Annotated in this window: 22 protein-coding genes; 12 read left to right on the top strand and 10 right to left on the bottom strand. The window is 69.2% G+C overall.

Translation table 11 applies throughout. From position 1 onward, the window contains the following. Position 1: 1 nt before the first annotated feature. From VF106_RS16445 to VF106_RS16465, 5 genes are all read right to left on the bottom strand, one after another. On the bottom strand, positions 2-1,195 hold the full coding sequence (locus VF106_RS16445; RefSeq protein ID WP_330840588.1) for a DUF445 domain-containing protein: 1,194 nt from the start codon (positions 1,193-1,195) through the stop codon (positions 2-4). Next, the gene (locus VF106_RS50890; RefSeq protein WP_414638985.1) at positions 1,192-1,371 is read right to left on the bottom strand and encodes a hypothetical protein; all 180 of its coding nucleotides are present in this window, start codon (positions 1,369-1,371) and stop codon (positions 1,192-1,194) included. The genes VF106_RS16445 and VF106_RS50890 overlap by 4 nt, the downstream gene beginning before the upstream one ends. A gap of 65 nt (positions 1,372-1,436) precedes the next feature. After that, on the bottom strand, positions 1,437-2,321 hold the full coding sequence (locus VF106_RS16455) for a metal ABC transporter permease (protein WP_330840589.1): 885 nt from the start codon (positions 2,319-2,321) through the stop codon (positions 1,437-1,439). After that, positions 2,322-3,119 (bottom strand): metal ABC transporter ATP-binding protein, encoded by a 798-nt coding sequence (locus VF106_RS16460; protein ID WP_330840590.1) that lies wholly within the window; start codon positions 3,117-3,119, stop codon positions 2,322-2,324. An 11-nt stretch (positions 3,120-3,130) separates the two neighbouring features. Continuing rightward, positions 3,131-4,003 (bottom strand): metal ABC transporter solute-binding protein, Zn/Mn family, encoded by an 873-nt coding sequence (locus VF106_RS16465; protein ID WP_330840591.1) that lies wholly within the window; start codon positions 4,001-4,003, stop codon positions 3,131-3,133. A gap of 191 nt (positions 4,004-4,194) precedes the next feature. Here VF106_RS16465 and VF106_RS16470 point away from each other — a divergent pair, with 191 nt between their 5' ends. Beyond that, positions 4,195-5,295 (top strand): LacI family DNA-binding transcriptional regulator, encoded by a 1,101-nt coding sequence (locus VF106_RS16470; RefSeq protein ID WP_330840592.1) that lies wholly within the window; start codon positions 4,195-4,197, stop codon positions 5,293-5,295. A gap of 5 nt (positions 5,296-5,300) precedes the next feature. Here VF106_RS16470 and VF106_RS16475 read toward each other — a convergent pair whose 3' ends face one another. Beyond that, positions 5,301-5,993, bottom strand: a complete 693-nt coding sequence (locus VF106_RS16475) for a hypothetical protein (RefSeq protein ID WP_330840593.1) — start codon at positions 5,991-5,993, stop codon at positions 5,301-5,303. A 185-nt stretch (positions 5,994-6,178) separates the two neighbouring features. Here VF106_RS16475 and VF106_RS16480 point away from each other — a divergent pair, with 185 nt between their 5' ends. After that, complete coding sequence (locus tag VF106_RS16480; protein ID WP_330840594.1) at positions 6,179-6,676, top strand: beta-class carbonic anhydrase; 498 nt, start codon at positions 6,179-6,181, stop codon at positions 6,674-6,676. Between the two features lie 44 nt (positions 6,677-6,720). Here the strand turns inward: VF106_RS16480 and VF106_RS16485 are convergent, their stop codons facing one another. Continuing rightward, positions 6,721-7,674 (bottom strand): helix-turn-helix domain-containing protein, encoded by a 954-nt coding sequence (locus tag VF106_RS16485; protein ID WP_330840595.1) that lies wholly within the window; start codon positions 7,672-7,674, stop codon positions 6,721-6,723. A 126-nt stretch (positions 7,675-7,800) separates the two neighbouring features. Here VF106_RS16485 and VF106_RS16490 point away from each other — a divergent pair, with 126 nt between their 5' ends. The 5 genes from VF106_RS16490 (at position 7,801) to VF106_RS16510 (ending at position 12,438) form a co-directional block, all read left to right on the top strand. Continuing rightward, a complete protein-coding gene (locus tag VF106_RS16490; protein ID WP_330840596.1) occupies positions 7,801-8,739 on the top strand; it encodes an alpha/beta hydrolase in 939 nt (312 codons plus the stop codon). Between the two features lie 676 nt (positions 8,740-9,415). Further along, positions 9,416-10,291 (top strand): HhH-GPD family protein, encoded by an 876-nt coding sequence (locus VF106_RS16495; protein WP_330840597.1) that lies wholly within the window; start codon positions 9,416-9,418, stop codon positions 10,289-10,291. 111 nt (positions 10,292-10,402) lie between these two features. Beyond that, positions 10,403-11,431, top strand: coding sequence for a peptidoglycan recognition protein family protein (locus tag VF106_RS16500; RefSeq protein WP_330840598.1), 1,029 nt, complete (start codon positions 10,403-10,405; stop codon positions 11,429-11,431). A 19-nt stretch (positions 11,432-11,450) separates the two neighbouring features. Continuing rightward, positions 11,451-11,966: a 2'-5' RNA ligase family protein gene (locus VF106_RS16505; protein WP_330840599.1), complete on the top strand. Its 516-nt coding sequence runs from the start codon at positions 11,451-11,453 to the stop codon at positions 11,964-11,966. A gap of 115 nt (positions 11,967-12,081) precedes the next feature. After that, complete coding sequence (locus tag VF106_RS16510; protein WP_330840600.1) at positions 12,082-12,438, top strand: hypothetical protein; 357 nt, start codon at positions 12,082-12,084, stop codon at positions 12,436-12,438. Here VF106_RS16510 and VF106_RS16515 read toward each other — a convergent pair. Continuing rightward, positions 12,435-13,220 (bottom strand): alpha/beta fold hydrolase, encoded by a 786-nt coding sequence (locus VF106_RS16515; RefSeq protein WP_330840601.1) that lies wholly within the window; start codon positions 13,218-13,220, stop codon positions 12,435-12,437. The genes VF106_RS16510 and VF106_RS16515 overlap by 4 nt on opposite strands. A gap of 15 nt (positions 13,221-13,235) precedes the next feature. Here VF106_RS16515 and VF106_RS16520 point away from each other — a divergent pair, with 15 nt between their 5' ends. From VF106_RS16520 to VF106_RS16530, 3 genes are read left to right on the top strand one after another with little or no spacing between them, the layout of a single operon-like run. After that, the gene (locus tag VF106_RS16520; RefSeq protein ID WP_330840602.1) at positions 13,236-14,723 is read left to right on the top strand and encodes a M1 family metallopeptidase; all 1,488 of its coding nucleotides are present in this window, start codon (positions 13,236-13,238) and stop codon (positions 14,721-14,723) included. Then, entirely contained in the window at positions 14,720-16,168 is a 1,449-nt protein-coding gene (locus VF106_RS16525) for a P-loop NTPase fold protein (RefSeq protein ID WP_330840603.1), read from the top strand. The genes VF106_RS16520 and VF106_RS16525 overlap by 4 nt, the downstream gene beginning before the upstream one ends. Beyond that, on the top strand, positions 16,165-17,241 hold the full coding sequence (locus tag VF106_RS16530; RefSeq protein WP_330840604.1) for a P-loop NTPase fold protein: 1,077 nt from the start codon (positions 16,165-16,167) through the stop codon (positions 17,239-17,241). The genes VF106_RS16525 and VF106_RS16530 overlap by 4 nt, the downstream gene beginning before the upstream one ends. A 3-nt stretch (positions 17,242-17,244) precedes the next feature. On the opposite strand, the gene VF106_RS16535 is transcribed toward VF106_RS16530, so the two are convergent. Together VF106_RS16535 and VF106_RS16540 are read right to left on the bottom strand one after the other, a co-directional pair. Further along, positions 17,245-18,270, bottom strand: coding sequence for an endonuclease/exonuclease/phosphatase family protein (locus VF106_RS16535; RefSeq protein ID WP_330840605.1), 1,026 nt, complete (start codon positions 18,268-18,270; stop codon positions 17,245-17,247). Continuing rightward, positions 18,263-18,472 carry a hypothetical protein gene (locus VF106_RS16540; RefSeq protein WP_330840606.1) on the bottom strand — a complete coding sequence of 70 codons (210 nt, stop codon included), beginning with the start codon at positions 18,470-18,472 and terminating at the stop codon, positions 18,263-18,265. Before VF106_RS16540 ends, VF106_RS16535 begins: the two co-directional genes overlap by 8 nt. Before the next feature lie 71 nt (positions 18,473-18,543). Here VF106_RS16540 and VF106_RS16545 point away from each other — a divergent pair, with 71 nt between their 5' ends. Both VF106_RS16545 and VF106_RS16550 read left to right on the top strand, forming a co-directional pair. Beyond that, complete coding sequence (locus VF106_RS16545) at positions 18,544-19,074, top strand: isochorismatase family protein (protein WP_330840607.1); 531 nt, start codon at positions 18,544-18,546, stop codon at positions 19,072-19,074. A 44-nt stretch (positions 19,075-19,118) separates the two neighbouring features. Next, positions 19,119-19,240: helix-turn-helix domain-containing protein (locus tag VF106_RS16550; RefSeq protein ID WP_330840609.1), on the top strand; the 122-nt coding region annotated here is incomplete at its 3' end.

Raw genomic sequence — 19,240 nt, forward strand, 5'->3', positions numbered from 1 at the left:
GTCAGTGCAGGAAGAGCAGCACCTGCAGTTCGCCGATCAGTGCGCCGATCGCCGCGCCTACCGCGATCAGTTTCCACTCGTCCTGGCGGAAGGCCGGGCGAAGCAGGCCCTCGTACTCGGTTCGGGTCAGGCGGCGCATCTTGGTGGTGATCGTGTCGCGGATGTCCAGTGCCTCGGTGGCGTAGCGTTCCGCGGTCAGCATTGTCGTTGGGAGATAACGGATTGCTCGGTCGGCCGCGGTCTTCTTCAGTGCGGTGAAGCGGGGTGCGCCGACCAGGGAGCGGGCCAGGCCTGCCTGGTCCTCGATCTCCTGCTCCACCGTTTCGCGGATCAGACTGTGGACCCGGTCCGCTCGTGGTCCGTTCAGTACCCCCGCCACCAGGTTCGGGACCGTCATCACCTCCCGCGCCACCACTTCCGCGTACTGCTTGGCCACCTCATCCCTTCGGCGTTGGAAGACGCCCTGCAGCGGGAACAACCCGAGGATCTTGCGGCGTTCGCGGGGGAAGAACACGAGCTTGATCGCCAGCCAGTCGGTGAACCAGCCGATCGCGGCACCGAACACCGGCATCACCCAGGTGGCCTTCGTCAGTGCCCACACCACTGTCTGCACCAGACCGAGAACCAGTCCGAAGTAGACACCGCACCGCGCGATGAACGCCATCTCCGGGCGGGAGATGTCACGGATCAGCTTCAGCAGCAGGCGCTTGTCGCGGTGTAGCGCGCTGACCGCCACCTCCTTGACGTCCAGTACATCGTGGACGTTGCCGGCCAGCTCGGCCATGATTCGGGCCACCAGGTCGGGGATGCCCGCCTGCACCCGCTTGATCACCATCTCCTGGCCCAGCGGCGGCAGCGCGTCCCACAGGCCGTGGCGGGACATGACGTCGCGGGTCAGTTCGTCCGCCGCCAGCAGCAGCGGTAGCTCCAGTTCCTTCGCCAGGCGTGCGGGGTCCAGGCGCTGGAAGATCTCACGTGGATCGACGAGCTTGGCGGTCAGCAGGTCCGCCGCCACCGCGATCATGCGTGCCGAGTTGCGCGGAACGACGCCCTGCCAACCCAGGTACGGCGGTATCCCCACGAAGGTCAGCGGGCGGAACATCATCTCGATGGCGGCCCGCTTCGTCAGGTAGCCGATGACCGCGGCGATCAGCGGCATCGACAGGTACACCAGCACCTGGTGGAGAACCGTCATGGCAGCAGGGCGTTCAGCCGCTCGGCGTTCCGGCTACCCGGCGCGGCGTGGAACACCAGGTTTTCCCAGTCGCGGCGCAGGCCACGCACGCGCCGGAACCCGCCGGCCTTGATACCGACGTCCTTGGGGCTCACCTGCTCCCGTCGTGCGCGCAGGAACTCGCCGAGTGCGTTCACGGGACATCACGGTAGCCCTGCCACTCCCAGGAACAGTCCGAGACATGGCGGCCGAGGACCTCGTTCTAGGCGACGCCGCCGCGGAGCTGAACGGCATCGGGTAGCGAGGTCGTCGACGCGGACCGGCCCCGCACCAGGCTGATCGTCCAGCACACCAGGTAGATCAGGAACGAGATGGCCGTGACGAACGCGCTCACCGGCGCGCCTGGTGCGAGCGACAGGATGAACCCGCCGAGTGCCGCTGTCTCCGCGAACACCACCGCGAGCACCGTGGCGCGCAGCGGGCTCGCCGTCACGCGGGCCGCCGCGGCGGCCGGGGTGATCATCAACGCCAGCACCAGCAGCGCGCCGACCGTCTGCACACCCAGCGCCGTCGCGATCCCGACCAGCACCGCGAACACCACGGACAGGCCGCCGACCGGGACGCCGCGGGCCTTCGCCACGTCCGGGTCGACCGACGCGAACAGCAGCGGCCGATAGATCACCAGCAGTACCAGCAGAACCGCGATCCCCGAGCCCGCCAACAACGCGATCGACGCGAAGTCGACACCGACGATCTGTCCGACCAGCAGGCCGAACTTGTTCGACGCGCGGCCCGGGTAGAACCACAGCAGCAGCACGCCGACGCCGAGCCCGAACGACAGCACCGCGCCGATCACCGAGTCGTGCTCGGAGCTGCGCCGGGACAGCAGGCCCAGCACGAGCGCCGCGACGATCGCACCCGCGAGCGCGCCGTGGCCCACGTCCATGCCCAGCAGCAGGGCCGCCGCGCCACCGGTGAACGACAGCTCGCTGGTGCCGTGCACCGCGAACGCCATGTTGCGGCTCACGATCAACGGCCCGAGCACGCCGGCCAGCAACCCGAGAATCGCCGCCGCGATCAGCGCGGCCTGGACGTAGGGCAGCGAGAACAGCCGGCCGTACAGGTCCCAGTCGAAGAGCTTGTCCATCTAGGCAGGCTCCTCGTGCAGGTGGTGGTGGGTCTGGTCCTCGCAGAGGCCGCTCTGCGCGCCGACCACGTGGATCTGGCCACGCACCCGCACCACGTCGATCTTGGCCCGGTACAGCTCGGACAGCGTCTCGGAGTTCATCACCTCGTCCGGCCTGCCGATCCGGAAGCGGCCGTCCACCAGGTACAGCACCCGGTCGACGAGCGGCAGCACCGGGTTGATCTCGTGCGTCACGAACAACACCGCGGTGTCCGCGGCCCTGCGACGCTCGTCGATCAGCGTGCTCACCACCTGCTGGTTCGCGAGGTCCAGCGACAGCAGCGGCTCGTCGCACAGCAACACCTCGGGGTCGCTGACCAGGGCCTGCGCCACCCGCAGCCGCTGCTGCTCCCCGCCGGAGAGCTGGGAAACGGGCGCCTTCGCGAACGCCGACGCGCCGACGGCGGCCAGTGCCTGGTCCACCCGCTGCCGACGCTCGCGGATCCGCGACAGGCCGGTCCCCCACCGGTGCCCGTCGAGCCCCAGGCCGACGAGGTCGCGGCCCCGCAGCGGCGCGTCGATCGCGCGCTGTTGCGGGATGTAGCCGATGCGCTGGTTGCCGCGGCCCGGCGTTTCGCCGACGATCCGGGCAGTGCCCGACGACAGCGAGGTCAGGCCGAGCAGGATCCGCAGCAGGCTCGTCTTGCCCGATCCGTTCGGGCCCAGCACGGCGATGAACTCGCCGCTTTCGATGTCCAGGTTGAGACCGGACCACAGGACTCGGTCGCCGTAACCGAGTGTCGCGTCCCGAAGGGACACCGCCGGAACAGTCACGACACCGCGCCCGCCAAGCCGTCGATCTCGTCGGTCATCCACTCAACGTAGTCGGTCACACCCTGTGGCAGCGTCTCACTCACGTTCACCACCGGCACGTCGGCCTTCCCCGCGGCGTCGGTCAGCTGCTTGGTCACCGACGTCTCCGTCTGGTCGTTGTTGACCAGCGCGACGACCTGCTTGTTCATGATCAGGTCGCTGGTGTCCGCGAGGGCGGCGACGGGCGGGTCGGTCTCCTCCTCGATCGCCTCGGAGAACGCAGGCGGGGTCACGTCGGTGAGGCCCGCCGTGTCGAGCAGGTAGTGGGCGACCGGCTCGGTCGCGACAACCTTGCCGTCCGGGATCGCCTCGGCCTTCGTGGCGAGCTCGTCGATCCTGCCGTCGAACGCCTTCGCGTTGGCCTCGTAGGTGTCCTTGTTGCCCGGGTCGATGGCGCCCAGCTCGTCGGCGACCTTGCCGGCGACCTTCTTGACGGTCGCGAAGTCGTACCAGACGTGCTCGTTCTCACCGTCGGCGTAGCCGGACACGGCGAAGGCGTCGATCTGCTTGGCGCTCGAGCCGGACGCCTCGGCGAGCTTGGTGAAGAAGTCGTCGTAGCCGCCGCCGTTGTAGACGACGAGCTTGGCGTCCGCGAGCAGCGTCGCGTCCTCGGGCTTGTCCTCATAGGAGTGCGGGTCCGCGGACGGGTCGTCGATCAGCGAACGGACGCTCACCGAGGAGCCGCCGACCGCGGCGACGACGCTCCCCCACACGTTCGTCGACGCGACGACCGTGACCTTGCCGTCCGCCGCCGCCTCGTCGGCCCCGCCACCGCAACCCGCCGCCACGAGGGCAATCGCGGTCATGGCGAGGGGTAACGCGATCTTCATCAGATCCTCCGAACACATATGCGTGTCACGCTATAGGTAATGGAAACCGTTTTCGATTACGCTTCGTCCACTATACGACGAGAAATCCGCAGGTCTTCACCCGGTCGGGTATGAACTCCCGGCAAATTTGGGTGAACGTGACGTGTGTCGCCAGGCTTCTACTTGTGCTTCTGAACCGTTACGGTCAGCACATGGCGCGGTCAATGCATGTTCGTCGGCCAGCGACACTGGCGTCGCTTGCCGCGGAGCTCGGCGTTTCGCGGACCACCGTGTCCAATGCGTACAACCGTCCTGACCAGCTCTCGCCCGAGCTGCGCAGACGGGTGCTGGAAACCGCGCGGCGGTTGGGCTATCCCGGCCCGGATCCGGTCGCGCGCTCGTTGCGAACGCGCAAGGCGGGCGCGGTCGGCCTACTGCTGACCGAGAACCTGTCGTACGCGTTCCGTGACCCAGCGGCGCTGGGTTTCCTCGAAGGGCTCGCACTCGCCTGCGAAGGCGCCGGCCAGGGACTGCACCTGGTGCCGGTGAACCCGGAACGCGACGACGTCACGGCCGTGCACAGCGCAGGCGTCGACGGCTTCGTCGTCTACTCGGTGCCCGACGACGACCCACACCTGGCGGCCGTGCTGTCCCGCCCGGTGCCGACGGTGGTGTGCGACCAGCCACGGGTCGAGGGCGTCGACCTGGTGGGCATCGACGACCACGCGGCCATCTCCCGGCTGGCCGGCCGGCTGATCGAGATCGGGCACCGCCACATCGGCGTCCTGTGCATGCGGCTGGCTCGCGACCGCAACGACGGCTTCGCGTTGATCGCCAGGCAACGCACCGCGCACTTCCACGTGCAGCGCGCCCGGTTGACCGCACTGGCCGAGTCGTTCGAGACCGTGGGTGTGGACTGGGCGCGGGTGCCGGTGGTGGAACGATTCGACCACTCCATCGCGAACGGCGAGTCGGCGGCCGCGCAGTTGCTGGACGCCAACCCCGAGGTGACCGCACTGATCTGCACCTCGGACATCCTCGCGCTGGGCGCACTGAACGAGGCCAAGCGACGCGGACTGCGCGTGCCACACGACCTGACCGTGACCGGCTTCGACGGGATCGTCGAAGCCGAGCGAGTCGGGCTGACCACCATCCGCCAACCGGTACTGGAAAAAGGCCGTGCGGCGGGCAAACTGCTTCTTGGCTCGGTGGAACACAGCCGGCCACGCCACATCACACTCGACACCGAGCTGGTGATCGGCCAGACCTCAGCCCCACCACGCACCACGGAAGAACGCTGGTTCGGTCCGTAGCCCGGTCAGGTGAGTGTCAGCGGTGCTGGTGGGCTGATCAGTGCGCCTAGGCGGCCCAATACCTGGTAGCTGCCCGCTGGTACGGGACTGCGATTTGCCGGGCAGCCGGGTGCGGAGGTTCGGCCTGCCCAGTTCACCGAGAACACCGCAGGCTCGTTGACCGGCAGCAGTCGCACGTCTTCCTTCGGCTGTCCGTAGCAGTCGTTGCTCGACCACAGGCGTGTGCCGTCCTGCGCGAGTACGACCACCTCACGCAGCTGGCGGCTCAGGTCGCGCACGCACGGGACCGGGCCAGCGTTCGTGATCTCCAGCCGTAGCAGGGGGCGGGCGCCGACCGGGTACGACGGCGCGGCCGGGGTGGCGGCCACGCGCATCGCCGCGTCCGGGCACGGGCCTGGCGGGCCCGGCTGTGGTGGCGGGGTGGGAGAGGGTGCCGGCGGGCTGACCGTTCCGGATGTCGTCGGACTCGGGCTGGTCGTCACCGACACGCTGGGGCTCGACGGCGGTGTCGACACGCGCGTCGAGGTCGCGGGCGGCAGCAGCCCGGCCGTGCCCTGTACCGGTTGCTGGTCGTCCGCTTCGACAAGACCGCCGATCAGCCACACCAGCAGCACCACGGCGAGCACCGAGACACCGGCCGCGAGTGCGCGGCGGCGCCAGTACACGTACTGGGGCAACGGACCGTTCGGTTCGATCATGGCCTGACGGTAAACCCGCCTCAGCGCGTCCGGTTGGATCTTCCATGTCCTCGATCGGGGGATATTTGCGCTGGTCGCGGGCACACACCGTGGTGTCCCACAACACGTTGCCCACTCCCCGGGACGCTTGTTCCAATTGATGATCGAGCGGGTATCCAGTCGTCGACCGCAAAGTGGAGCTCATCATGACCGCCATCGACGAACTGCTGCACCGGAACGCCATCGGGATCGACCACGGCGCCCCCGAGGTCCCCACACCGGTGCCTTCACTTCACCTCGCGGTTGTCACGTGCATGGACGCCCGCATCAAGGTGTTCGACGTGTTCGGCCTGCGTCACGGCGAGGCGCACATCATGCGCAACGCGGGCGGCGTCGTCACCGACGACATCATCCGGTCGCTCGCCATCAGCCAGCGGAAGCTGGAGACCCGCGAGATCATCGTCATGCAGCACACCTCGTGCGGCCTTTCGATGATCACCGAGGACGAGTTCAAGGACGAGCTGGAACGCGACACCAAGCTCCGCCCGCCGTGGGCGATCGAGGCGTTCCGCGAAGTCAAGGACAGCGTGCGGCAGTCGCTGGAGCGGGTGCGGCGCAGCCCGTTCATCCCGCACCGCGACATCGTCCGCGGCTTCGTCTACGACGTGCGGACCGCCGAGCTGACCGAGGTCCTAGGCGTGTAGCGGAGGAGCGGAGGCCCCAACCGGCGAGGGAGCGGAACGCCCATTCAACGCTGTGCGGTTTCCCTCAGGTGGCGGAGCACCAGCGCGAGGTCCAGCCGGCGGCGGCCCTCGGTGGTGCTGAGCGAGAACCCCAGCCGGGCCTCCGCGGCTACGAGCCGCGCGGCGACTGTGCTGTGGTGCCGGTACACCAGCGCGGCCGCCTTGCGTACCGAGTCGGTCACGCAGAACGCCTTGAGCACCTCGATCGTGTCCTGGTCCTCGGCGAGCCGGTCGAGCGCGGCGACGTCCTCCACCTCGGCGATGTCCGCCAGGCGCAACGAGGCGAGCACGGCCAGCGCGCCGAGGTCGGCCCAGCGGACCACGCGCGGCCCGTACCCGGCGAAACGCACGGCGGTGCGGGCCTGTCGCCACGCCTCCGGCGCGTCGATGCCGGTCCCGGTGGCGACGCCGACCCGCATGTCCGCCTCGAGGTCGAGGTCCGGTACCGCGCCAGGCAGGAGCACGGCGTGCAGCGCGCCGAGCTCGGCGGTGTGTCCGCCGACCTCCAGCGGACGCACGGAAGCCAGCACGGCCAGCTTCGCCTGTGGCCGCAGGCCGAGCAGGTGCAGTGCTCGTGAACGTTCCGCCTCGCCGGCCGCGGTGGACAGGGCCAGCTCCACCAGCGCGGCGTCACCGAGCCCGGTAGGCGGGGCGGACGTGTGATCGAGCAGGATCGCGGCGGCGATGGCCAGCCGTTCCAGCAGGATCTCGTCCAGCGCGAGCCCTGGCGCGGACCGGCCGAGCCACACCGGGGTGCCGTCCGGCAGGTAGCGCACAGCCGCCGTCGCCGGCACCGGCTCACCGATCCCGGTCGGGCATTCCGCGAGCTGTGAGGCCGCGCGGACCAACGTGTCGACGTCGACGCGGCCGGCCACCAGCTCGTCGAAAAAGCTGATCACGCGGACGGCGTTCTCCGCGTTGGCGTCCAGTGCCGAGAGCCGGAGCAGCAGGCCCTTCATGGACCAAGCGTATGACATCCGACACATGGATGACCGCGCCGCGAAGTGCCCGACACGTGTCGGTGTCCCAGCCGAAGTGGACTGCCCACACTGGAGTGCACTCCAGCCGCACCCCAAGGAGGCACCGTGGCCTACGCGTTCGACCCAGAGCTGGCACCGTGGATCGCCATGCTCCCGAACCTCGAGTTCACCGACATCGCCGAACTGCGTGGCGCCGACGAGATGATGTCGGAGCACATGCCGCGCTACGACCCGCCGGTACCGGTCTCGATCCGGGACGTGGTGGTGCCCGGCTCGCCGGACGTGCCGGTCCGCGTCTACGCCCCGGAGGAGCAGGACGGCCCACTGCCCGGCATGGTCTTCATCCACGGCGGCGGGTTCATCCTCGGCAGCGCCGCGATGTTCGACAGTGACGCCACGCGAATCGCGGCCGAGGTCGGTGCGGTCGTGGTGTCCGTGGACTACCGGCTGGCACCGGAGAACCCGTTCCCGGCGGGTCTCGACGACTGCTACGCGGCACTGGTCTGGACCGCGAAGTCCGCGACCGAACTGGGCATCGACCCCGACCGGCTGGCGGTCGGAGGGGACAGCGCGGGTGGCGGACTGGCCGCCGCCGTCGCGCTGCTGGCCCGCGACCGCGGTGGTCCGGAGCTGTGCTTCCAATACCTGGGCATCCCGGAGCTGGACGACCGCCTGAACACACCGTCCATGCAGGCCTACCACGACACGCCGCTGTGGCACCGGCCCGCGGCCGAGTTCAGTTGGGACTGCTACCTCGGCGGGCCGGGCATCCGCGGCACCGAGGACGTGTCGCCGTACGCCGCGCCCGCCCGCGCCGAGGACCTGTCCGGCCTGCCGCCGGCGTTCGTCAACGTCTGCCAGTTCGACCCACTGCGCGACGAGGGCATCGCCTACGCACAACGCCTGGCGCAGGCCAACGTGCCGACCGAGCTGGTCCTGTACCCGGGCACGTTCCACGGCGCCGGCATGATCGCCGCGGCGCAGATCACGAAGCGGATCACCACGGACCAGCTGGCCGCCCTGCGCCGCGCCTTCGCTGCCTGAGCCGCGCGGGCCGATGTCCTGAGGGTGCCCAGGGTGCCCTCAGGACAAGGGCAGAGCGGAGCCGTTCATGATCAACGCCAACACAGATGGTCACCCAGGCATCCCCCACCCATACCCGCAGGGGTTCGTCAAAGTCGGTTTGTGCTGGTGCGGCGGCGCTAAGCCCCGGACACGGCATGAGCGGCGGCATCAACACGCGTCGTAACGTGGCCTCCCCCGACGCGACAAACCGATTCCGGTGCGGCCTCCACTGCGCACCCAGTACCCGCAGCGCCCACTGCGGCAGGTCGTTGACCCATTCCCAGATCGCCAGGATCGACCGCGCTCCCGACGCGACCCCCGCGATGGTCAACATCGAGGCCAGCGAATGCCGAGTACCCCCGCCAAGCGGTCACCCGCCCCAGATACACCCGCAGGCCCAGCTCTCTCACATGATCGTGCGTCTTAGACGCTCACATGATCAACGCCAACACAGATGGTTGCGTAGGCATCCCCCACCCATACCCGGGGGGCCACCCCGAGGCCATCGTACCAAGCCGCACCGACAAAACACCTGGTCAGCAAGGCCTGTGGACAACTTTCGGGGGTCAGTCCGAGCGAATGGTCCACTCGTGCGCCTTGGGACGAGGGCCTTCGGGGCATTGGGGTTCGGGCGCATCGCTAGCATCGGCGGACGATGAGCCTCGATGCCCGTGTGCTGACCGACTGGTTCGCCGAGCGGGCCCGGCCCCTGCCGTGGCGGGCGCCGGGCACGTCGGCGTGGGCCGTGCTGGTCAGCGAGATCATGTTGCAGCAGACCCCCGTTTCCCGGGTCGAGCCGTCCTGGGTCGACTGGATGGCGCGTTGGCCGTTGCCCTCCGCGCTCGCCGCCGCCACGCCGGCCGACGTGTTGCGGGCGTGGGGCAAGCTCGGCTATCCGCGTCGGGCGTTGCGGTTGCGTGAGGCCGCGGCCGTCATCGCCAGCGAGCACGGCGACGTCGTGCCGTCCGATGTGGACACCCTGCTCTCGCTGCCCGGCATCGGCGCCTACACCGCGCGGGCCGTGGCCGCGTTCGCCTATCGCAAGCGGTGTCCGGTCGTCGACACGAACGTGCGCAGGGTGATCGCTCGCGCGGTGCACGGCGCCGGGGATGCCGGGCCCGCGTCGACGACCCGCGATCTGGCCGACGCGGACGCGTTGCTGCCGCCCGACGACGAGCTCGCGGCGCAGATGTCGGCGGCGTTGATGGAGCTGGGGCAGACCGTGTGCACCGTGCGGAACCCGCGGTGCGCCGACTGCCCGGTCTTCGACGCGTGCGCGTGGCAGCACGCTGGACGCCCGGCCTACGACGGGCCGGCCAAGCCGGTGCAGCGGTTCGCGGGCACGGACCGGCAGGTACGCGGGCTGCTGCTCGACGTCCTGCGGGACACCTCGACCCCGGTCCCCAAGTCGCGGCTCGATCTCGCGTGGTCCGACGCCGGCCAGCGGGACCGGTGCCTCGACTCGCTGCTGGTGGACGGGCTGGTGGAGCAGAACGCCGACGGGCTGTTCGCGCTACCCGGCGATCACTAACCAGATCTCGTGATAGTTGGGCAACTCTTGTCTTGAGGTACGCGCGGCGCTACCGTCGAGATCGCCAGGCAGCGATCTGGGTCGCACGACCCCATGTCGAGGGAGATCGAGATGGCCGTATCCCGCCGCGCCCTACTGAAGGGCGGCTTCACCGTGACGGCGATGACCGCGCTCGGCGCGACCGCTGCCCCGATCGCCGTCGGCGAGGTCAAAGCGGCTGCCCGGCCGCGGATCTACACCTGCGCCGAGTGGGACGCCCGCCCGGCGAGCGGCACCGTCACCGTGCTCAACCGCAAGCCGACGTACATCGTCGTGCACCACACCGCTGGCGGTAACTCGAGCGATCTCTCGCTGGCGCACGCCTTCGAGATCTCCCGGTCCATCCAGGACTTCCACATGGACGGTCGCGGTTGGCTCGACTCGGGACAGCAGCTGACCAACAGCAGGGGCGGGCACGTCACCGAGGGCCGGCACCGCAGCGTCGAGGTCCTCGACCGGGGCACGCGGCACGTGCAGGGCGCGCACGTCGCCGACCACAACAGCGAGGCGATCGGCATCGAGAACGAGGGCCTGTACTCGTCGGTGGACGTGACGCCGCAGCTGTGGGACTCGCTCGTGCGACTGGTCGCCTACATCGCGCAGCAGTACGGCATCTCGCCGAGCAATATCCGCGGCCACCGCGACTTCAACGCGACGGAGTGCCCCGGCACTGTCCTCTATGGACGACTGGGCGAGCTGCGGGACGAGGTGGCGGCGATCCTCGGCGTGGCACCGGTCGCGGCGCAGCGGTCGTGGCCGCTGCTCAAGCCTGGCGACGAGAGCACGAAAGTCCTTGCCGCTCAACACCTTCTGCGCGACCGTGACCTCGATGTCAAGGCGGACGGGGTGTTCGGCGCTTCGACGTTCGCCGCGGTCCGTGCGCTGGCCGGCGCAAACAAGGTGGCGTACGAACCCTGCTACGCGAGCCACACAGCCGACGAGAGCGGGTTCGTCGGCGTCACCACGTGGCCGCTGCTGGTCCGTGACGTGCGGGCGGGTGACACCGGCGAGGCCGCGAAAGCCGCGCAGGTGCTGATGTCCGCGCGCGGACTGCGGTACGCGACGGTCGACACCCGGACCTGGCAGGACCTGCTCGCCTGACGCCTGGCAGTCTGCGTGCATGGCGCAGGCGCTGGAGTTCTTCTTCGACGGCGAGGCCGACGCCGCCGTGCGTGGTTTGTGGCGGCGACTCGACGACGCCGGCGTACCGAGCGCGCACGGCAGGCGCCGCCCGCGCGTGACGTTCGCGGCGGCCGGCGTCATCCCGGCCGCGACCCGGAACGCGCTGCGGGAGGACCTGCGGCTGCTGTCGATCCCGTCGCTGTGGCTGTCGACGCTCGCCGCGATCGACGGCACGCTGGCGCTGACCGCCGTCGTGGACACCGAACTGCTGGCCGTGCATTCGGCCGTGCACGACGTGCTGGCCAAACGTGTCAAGCAGCCGGTCGCGCAGTACCTGCCCGGCTCGTGGATGCCGCACTGCGTGCTCGCGCGTGACCTGGAGCCGGCGCACGTCATCGCCGGTTTCTCCGCGCTGTACCCGGTAGGGTCGGTCAAGGCAAGGATCACGGAGATCGCTGTCGTGGACACCCATTCGGGCGAAACGGATGTCGTGCGCGATCTGGAGGCGTCATGAGCGGAGCTTGCGGAGCGAATCATCGAGGTTCAGGACGCCACCGACCCCGCGGAGGGCGCCGGAGGAGCGGAGCCTGCGGAGCGTTCCGGTGCCGCGTAGCGGGTGAGGGGGCGTCATGAGCATTGAGGAACTGCGGCAGGTGCGGGACACCCTCATCGAGGCGTTGCGTCGTTCGGACACGCTGACGTTGGAGGGCAGGGCCCTGTTCCGCCGCTACGCGGCGATGACGGAGGCGCTGACCGGGACCGCGCCGGTCGAGGGTCCCGCGCAACCCGGCCCGGCCGCCGCGCCGGCGCCACCGGCTGTGCCGGCCACGGCCGCACGCCGGTCCCGGCCGACGGAAGAGGACGAGGAGTTCGGCGGCTCGTTCATGGTGCGCTCGAACCCGGCGCAGCAAGCTCCCTACCGGGAGGCGCAGCCTCAGCAACCGCAGGCCGACCTGCCGCGCTCGCTGCGTGCGCGCCGCCGCTAACGGCCGAGCACCTCCGACAGGAACGCCTCCACCGCCCCCCGGTAGACCGCCGGCTGGTCGTGGTGCACGACGTGCCCGGCGTCCGCCACCACCACGTGGTGCACCTTCCCGCCGGCCCGCTTCGGCAGTTCGGCCATCTGGCCGGGCGGCATCGCGCTGTGCTCGGCCTCGATGGCGAGCATGGGGCAACGGATCCGCTCGACGAACGGCCAGTAGTCGCGGCGCCCCCACTCGTTCGCGATCTCGTAGAGGTCCTCGAGGTCGGACATCAGGCGGTAGCCGTCGGGTCCCTCGACCATGCACTCGGTGAAGTAGTCGCCGAGCGGGCCGAAGAACTCGCGGACATGCGCCAGCGACCGGAACGGCACCGGCCACGAGCCGAAGTACGACCGCCACGGGTCGACGGTCTTGCCGCGCTGGTCGGGGGCGATGTCCTCGGCGACCACGGCGGTGACCAGGTCGGGATGCGTGGCGGCGAGGCACCAGGCGTGCAGTCCGCCCATGGAGTGGCCGATCACGACCGACCGGCCGATCTCCTGGAGTACCTCGGCCGCGTCGGCGACGAAGTCCTCGGTGCGCCAGTCGCCGCCCCGGTGCGGGCTGCGGCCGTGCCCTCGGGCGTCCAACCCGACGACACGGCCGTATCTGACCAACCACTTGGCCGCCGGCCACCATGTCGTCGCGCGCCCCATGAGCCCGTGCAACAGCAGGATGCCGGGCCCCTCCCCACCGAACTCGACCACGTCCACACGGCATGTAATACACGGATTCAACCCGCTCATCACACCTGGTCGGCCATGATGTCCAGGTCAGTCGACCAACGGGAGCTGTTGATCATGCGTAACCGCACGGCCGTGCGTGCCGTTTGCCTCACGCTGGCCGCGGCGAGCCTCGCCGCCTGCTCCGTCTCGCGTTCGCGTAGCGCCGAGCCGGACGTCACCAGCGACGCGCCGGCGGCGTCCGGTGAGCCGTCGGAGGAAGGCGCGGGTGACCCGTACTACCCGGAGGACGGCAACGGGGGCTACGACGTCACCGCGTACCACGTGCAGATCAGCTACGACCCGTCGGCGAAGAAGCTGACCGGCGACACGCTGGTCACCGCGAAGGCCGCCGAGGAGCTGACGACGTTCAACCTGGACCTGCAGGGTCTGGAGGTCTCGTCGGTCACCGTGGACTCCGCGAAGGCCGCGTTCGACCGGTCCGGCAACCACGAGTTGGTGGTCACGCCGGCCACCCCGGTGGCGTCGGGCGCGACGTTCGAGGCCCGCGTGCAGTACGAGGGTGTGCCGGAGTCCGGTGAAAGCTCACTCGGCGAGGACGGGTGGCAGCAGTCGTCGTCCGGTGGCGCGTTCGCGGCGGGCGAGCCGCACTCGGCGACGAGCTGGTACCCGGCGAACGACACCCCGAAGGACAAGGCGACGTTCAAGCTGGACGCCAGGGTCCCGGACGGCTGGAGCGTGGTGTCGAACGGGCTCGAGTCGGCGCCGACCCCGGGCGGCGACGGCTGGACCACCTTCCACTGGAACGAGCCGAACCGGATCGCGACCTACCTGACCACGGTCGGGATCGACAAGTGGACGTTCGACCGGTCGACGCTGGCCAACGGGACCCCGGTGGTCAGCGCGTACGCGCCGGGCGCCGAGTCCAAGCGGGCGGTGGAGTCTCGCCTGCCGGAGATCCTCGACTTCCTGTCGTCCAAGTTCGGCCCGTATCCCCAGTCCGCGGCCGGCGGCATCTACATCAACGAGAACATCGGCTTCTCGCTGGAGATCCAGGGCCGCCCCATCTACGCCGCGTGGGCGAAAGAGGACGTGGTCGTGCACGAGAACGCGCACCAGTGGTACGGGAACTCGGTGTCGGTCGACGAATGGCGGGACATCTGCCTGAACGAATGCTTCGCGAGCTACGCGCAGTGGCTGTGGGACGAGGCCAAGAAAGGCGTGAAACTGGACGACCGGTACCGCACCCAGGTCGCGCGCAGCACCGACAAACTGTGGTCGGGGAAGCTCTACGACATGGGCCCGGGCAACGAGTTCTCTGCCGTGTACGAGAAGGGCCCGCTCGCCCTGCACGCCCTACGCCGCCTCATCGGCGACGACGCCTTCAACCGGGTCCTGAAGGAATGGCCCGCGAAGCACAAGGACGGGAACGCGTCGTGGCTTGAGTTCGAGGACTTCACCACGGAGATCGCGGGCAAGGACCTGTCGAAGTTCTTCCAGACCTGGTTCCACGACGACACCCAACCAGCGGACGAGTACCTGTACCCCGGCCCACTGCACAAGTGACCACGCCCGACGGGGTCGAGAATCCCTTCTCGGCCGTGGCCGTCGGCGGCCTTCGGAACACCGGTGCGGCGACGGTCATGACACCGGCCATCCGGGAGATCAACAAGCGGCTGGACGGCTATCTCAGCGCTTCTGGGCCGGCATCGGGTGAAGTCATCGCCGTCATCGGTGGGTTCGGCACCGGCAAGACACACCTGGCGGTCGAAGCCCGTTACCAGGCACCCCTTCTCGTCGAGCCCACTCCGGTCGTGTGTTACCTGGAGGGGTCGTTGCCCCTCATCAACGGCTATCGCCGGCTCGTCGACATCCTCGGTGAGTCACACGTGCGTGCACTTGCGGAACAGGTGGATTTGTCCGGGACCGGCGTCAGCACCGAGTTCGCCATAGCGCTGACACTCCTCGCGCAGCCCGATCACGCCGAGTCCGCGTGGCACTGGCTGACCGGCGGGGAACCGGATGCGGCGTTACGGGACCGCGGTGTGACGACGGCGATCGACGGGGATATCGCGGCTGTCGAGGGAATGATCACCCTGGCTTTCCTCCACAGCGCGCGAGGGATCAAGTTCGTGATGTTGATGGACGACATGGACGCCTGGCCAACTGGGCCTGAGCGTCTGTTCGGCGGATTCGCCGCGTCCGGGTCCTTGCTGGTACTGCTGGCCCTGCCGTCGTTCCTCGAAGGGTTGAGCGCCGCCGCCCGTGAACGCATCGACCACATCGTGCGCATGCCGTCGCTGGTTGCCGAGGACGTCGTTGACCTGATTCAACGCACACAGTTCTCGCACCTCGGTGAGTCGCGGCTCGAACCCTTCACCGTGGAGAGTGTGCATGAGGTGGTCGCCGTCTCCGGAGGTGTTGCCCGGGCGGTCATACGGCTCTGCCACTGGCTATACCGACAGGCGACGTTCCAGGGAGTACCGGTCGATCCCGCGATGGTCCGGCAAGCGGCCGTCGAGCTGAGAATCAGCAAACCGGCCGAGCCGGAGGTGCTGCCGCCCGTCGAGAAGACGGACGTCAAGTGGTTCCACGACGCGCCGGCTTCCGAGGACATGCTCAAGCGAGACGCGCTGGCGACCGTGCTCGCATCGCACATTGCCCGGTCCAAGGCCGAGCATCCGCACGTCTCGCTCATGGTGCATGTGGACGGTGCGTGGGGCACCGGCAAGAGCACACTCCTTCGGCTGCTGGAGAAACGCCTGTCCAGCGAGGGTTTCCTCGTCGTCGAGTTCGACGCGTGGCAGCAGTCCCGGTTGTCGCCGCCCTGGTGGGCGTTGCTCACCGCGGTGCGCAACGCGGTGGTCGACGAGCGCACCGGCTGGGCGCGGTTCTGGCTCGCGGTCAAGGAAAGAGCGGCGCGGGCACGCCGGTCGGGTGCGGCTTTCCTGCTGTCACTGACGTTGCTGGTCGTGTTCGCCGGGGGACGGGGCTGCTGGTCCGGGCGGTGATCGGTGCTGAGCAGCCGGGATCGGAGCTGCTGAAGCTGATCGCGTCCGTGGTCACCGCCGTGGGGGTGTTGTGGACGGGCGCGAGGGTGGCGGCCCGTGTGCTCCTGTGGGACTCCGCGAGCGGCGCACGGCTGTTCGAGCAGTCGGGCACCAATCCGATGGGGCGGGTCGCCGAGCACTTCGACTGGGTGTTGCGGCAGTCGCGGCGGCCGGTGGTGCTCTTCGTCGACGATCTCGACCGCTGCAAGCACGACTACGTCGTCGAGTTGCTTGACGCGGTGCAGACTCTGCTTCGTGACGCGCCTGGTGGGCATCGGGGTCGCGGCTCGGACTCGCCGGCCGCCTACATCGTGGTGAGCGCGGACGGGTACTGGCTGCGGAAGAGCTACACCGTCGCCTACCGCGAGTTCGACGACGACACCCGTCCTGGTCCGCTGGGCTACCAGTTCATGGACAAGCTCTTCCAGCTCACCGTGCCGATGCCCGCGTTGAGCGAGACGGCGCAACGTGAGTTCCTCGGTGGTCTTCTCGGTGTGGGCGGCGTCCCGGAGGTCGCCGAGGCGGTCGCCGAGGCCAGGGACAAGGTCGAGGCCGCGGTTGGCGACGAGGGCCGCGTGCTCGCGGCGCTGGACTCGATCGCCGATCCGGACGTGCGCAGTGAGGTGGCCGTCGACGCGGTTCGTGCGCTCGCGGCTCCGGAGACACAGCAGCGCACCGAGCACGCGCTACGGAAGTTCGCTCCCCTGCTGGGCACGAACCCTCGGGAAACCAAGCTCTTCCTCAACACCTACAGCATGCTCAGGGCCGTCCGGACACTCGAGGGCAACACCCCGGAGGCCGGCCACCTGGCGTTGTGGTCGGTCTTGCGGGTGCGGTGGCCCGCGGTGGCCGACCACCTGCTGCACGACCCGACGGCGGTTCGCGGAATTCACGAGCCGCTGTGGTGTGCCGACCATTTCCCGGAACCGCTGCGGGCCGCCGCGCGAAGCGAGGAACTTCGCCGGGTGGTCCGCGACCCGGTCGGTGGCCCGCTCACCGAGGACGCGATCCGGCGCTGCTGTGGTTCGAGTTAGGTGTCACGGCAGGATCACCTCGGCGACGATCGCGTTGTGGTCGCTTCCCGGGAGGTCGTGGACAGCGTAGCTGCCGATCGCGCAGCGGGAGTCCGTGACGATGTGGTCGATCGTCAGTGGTGGGCCCGTCGGCAGGGACGACCAGGTCGAGTCCAGTCCCTCGCCGGATTCCTCGCCCGCGTCGGCATAACCGCGGTCCACCAGGTCGCGGAACGCGGCGTGGTCGAGGGTGGCGTTGAAGTCGCCGGCGAGGATGCGTAGCCGTTCGCCCGGTTCGGCCTTCGGCAGGTCGGCGAGTTCGGTGCGCCAGGTGCGTGTGTCCTGATCGGACAGTGGAGGTAGCACGTGCACGGCGGTCAGTTCGAGGTCGTCGCGGCCCGGCAGGTCGACCACCGCGGACGGTTGGGACAGTGCGCTGTCCGGCATGAGTATGACCTTGCGCAGCGGGAGCTTCGCGGCGATGCCACCGCCGTCACCGCCCGGGCGGTCTTCGTACACGCGGTAGGGCAACAGGTCCGCCAGTCCCGCATCGTCCAAAGCGGACACCTCGGTCGGGGTCAGCTCCGGCATCGCCAGGATGTCGATCTGTTGCTGCCGAACAAGGTTGACGATCGCGCGGGCGTCGGCCCGGCCGAGGTAGAGGTTGGCTGCCATGATCCGCAGGCGTTCACCGTCGGCCTGGGGCTGTTCCTCGGAGAGGTAACGCGGCCCGAGCAGGGCGCTGAGCGCGAGCGCGCTGATGAGTGCGACGAGTGCGAGCAACCGTCGCCTGGACAGGAACATGATGACCGTGAGCAGGAAGCCCAAAGCCGCGACATAGGGCGTGAGTGCCATCGTGCCGACGACGAAAGCGTTGTCCACCAACGTTTCGAGGCTGAGGACCCGGACGACGGCGTAGGCGAGGAACACAAGTGTCGGCAGGAAGAGCAGGAAGGTGACGAAGCGACTGCGTCGCCTTGGCTCGGGCGCGAAGTCGGGCTCGGCGAGGTCCTGGACCGGTTCCTCGACAGCCTCGGTCCATCTAGCCATGTCGCTCGTTGCCGCGTTTGTAGTTGCCGGTGGCGCGAGCGAGGAGCTGTTGTGCCTCGTCGTCGGCCGCACGCTCGAGGCGGCCGAGCAGCTTGGCCGCGGCAGACCCGCGCACGGTGGTGACGACCCGCCCGCCCCTGGAGACGAGCAGTTGCCCGTCCTTGGTGACCCGCCAGTCGAACGGATCGTCATCAAGCCCCATGGGTACAGCATGCCCGAGCCCGGGCCCACCCCGCCGCCACTTGGCGGTCCGTGTCGCGGCAGTGTGGGTCGATGAACACGCACGCCTGGCGGATCGAGGAACGGGAATACGCCCGTCACCTGGAGCGACGCGGTCGAATTCACGCGTACGAGCAGCTCAAGCCGGAGCGCACCGCGCTCGTCGTGATCGACATGGTGCCGTTCTTCGTGGCCGAGTCACCCTACGCGCTGGGGATCGTCGCGAACATCGCTCGCCTGGCCGACACCCTGCGGGCGGCCGGCGGCACGGTGGCATGGGTCCTACCAGCGGGAACGCCCGCACGCGCGGACTTCTACGGACCCGCCTCCCGCGTGTTCCGCCGCAGCGCGGGCGACGGGCCGCTGCGGGAGCGGTTGTGGCGCGAATTCCAGGTCCATGACCAGGACATTCTCGTGGAGAAGACCGCGGCCAGCGCGTTCTTCCCTGGGCGGTGTCCGTTGCCCGGCCTCCTCGACGAGCGGGACATCGACACCGTCCTGATCACCGGCACGGTCACGAACGTGTGCTGTGAATCGTCCGCGCGCGACGCGGCCACACTGGTGTCGGCGACGCGTGAAAACTGACCCCCTGCGGACGGGTGAAAACGGCCCCCCGTTGACAGTAGGGAGTGCTCAACGTGGAGGACTGGGCGGAGATCCGCCGTCTTCACCGGGCTGAGGGGATGCCGATCAAGGCGATCGTCCGTCAGCTCGGGATCAGCCGGAACACGGTGCGGCGGGCGCTGGCCGC

Source organism: Actinophytocola sp. (assembly GCF_036378875.1).
Classification (GTDB): Bacteria; Actinomycetota; Actinomycetes; order Mycobacteriales; family Pseudonocardiaceae; genus Actinophytocola.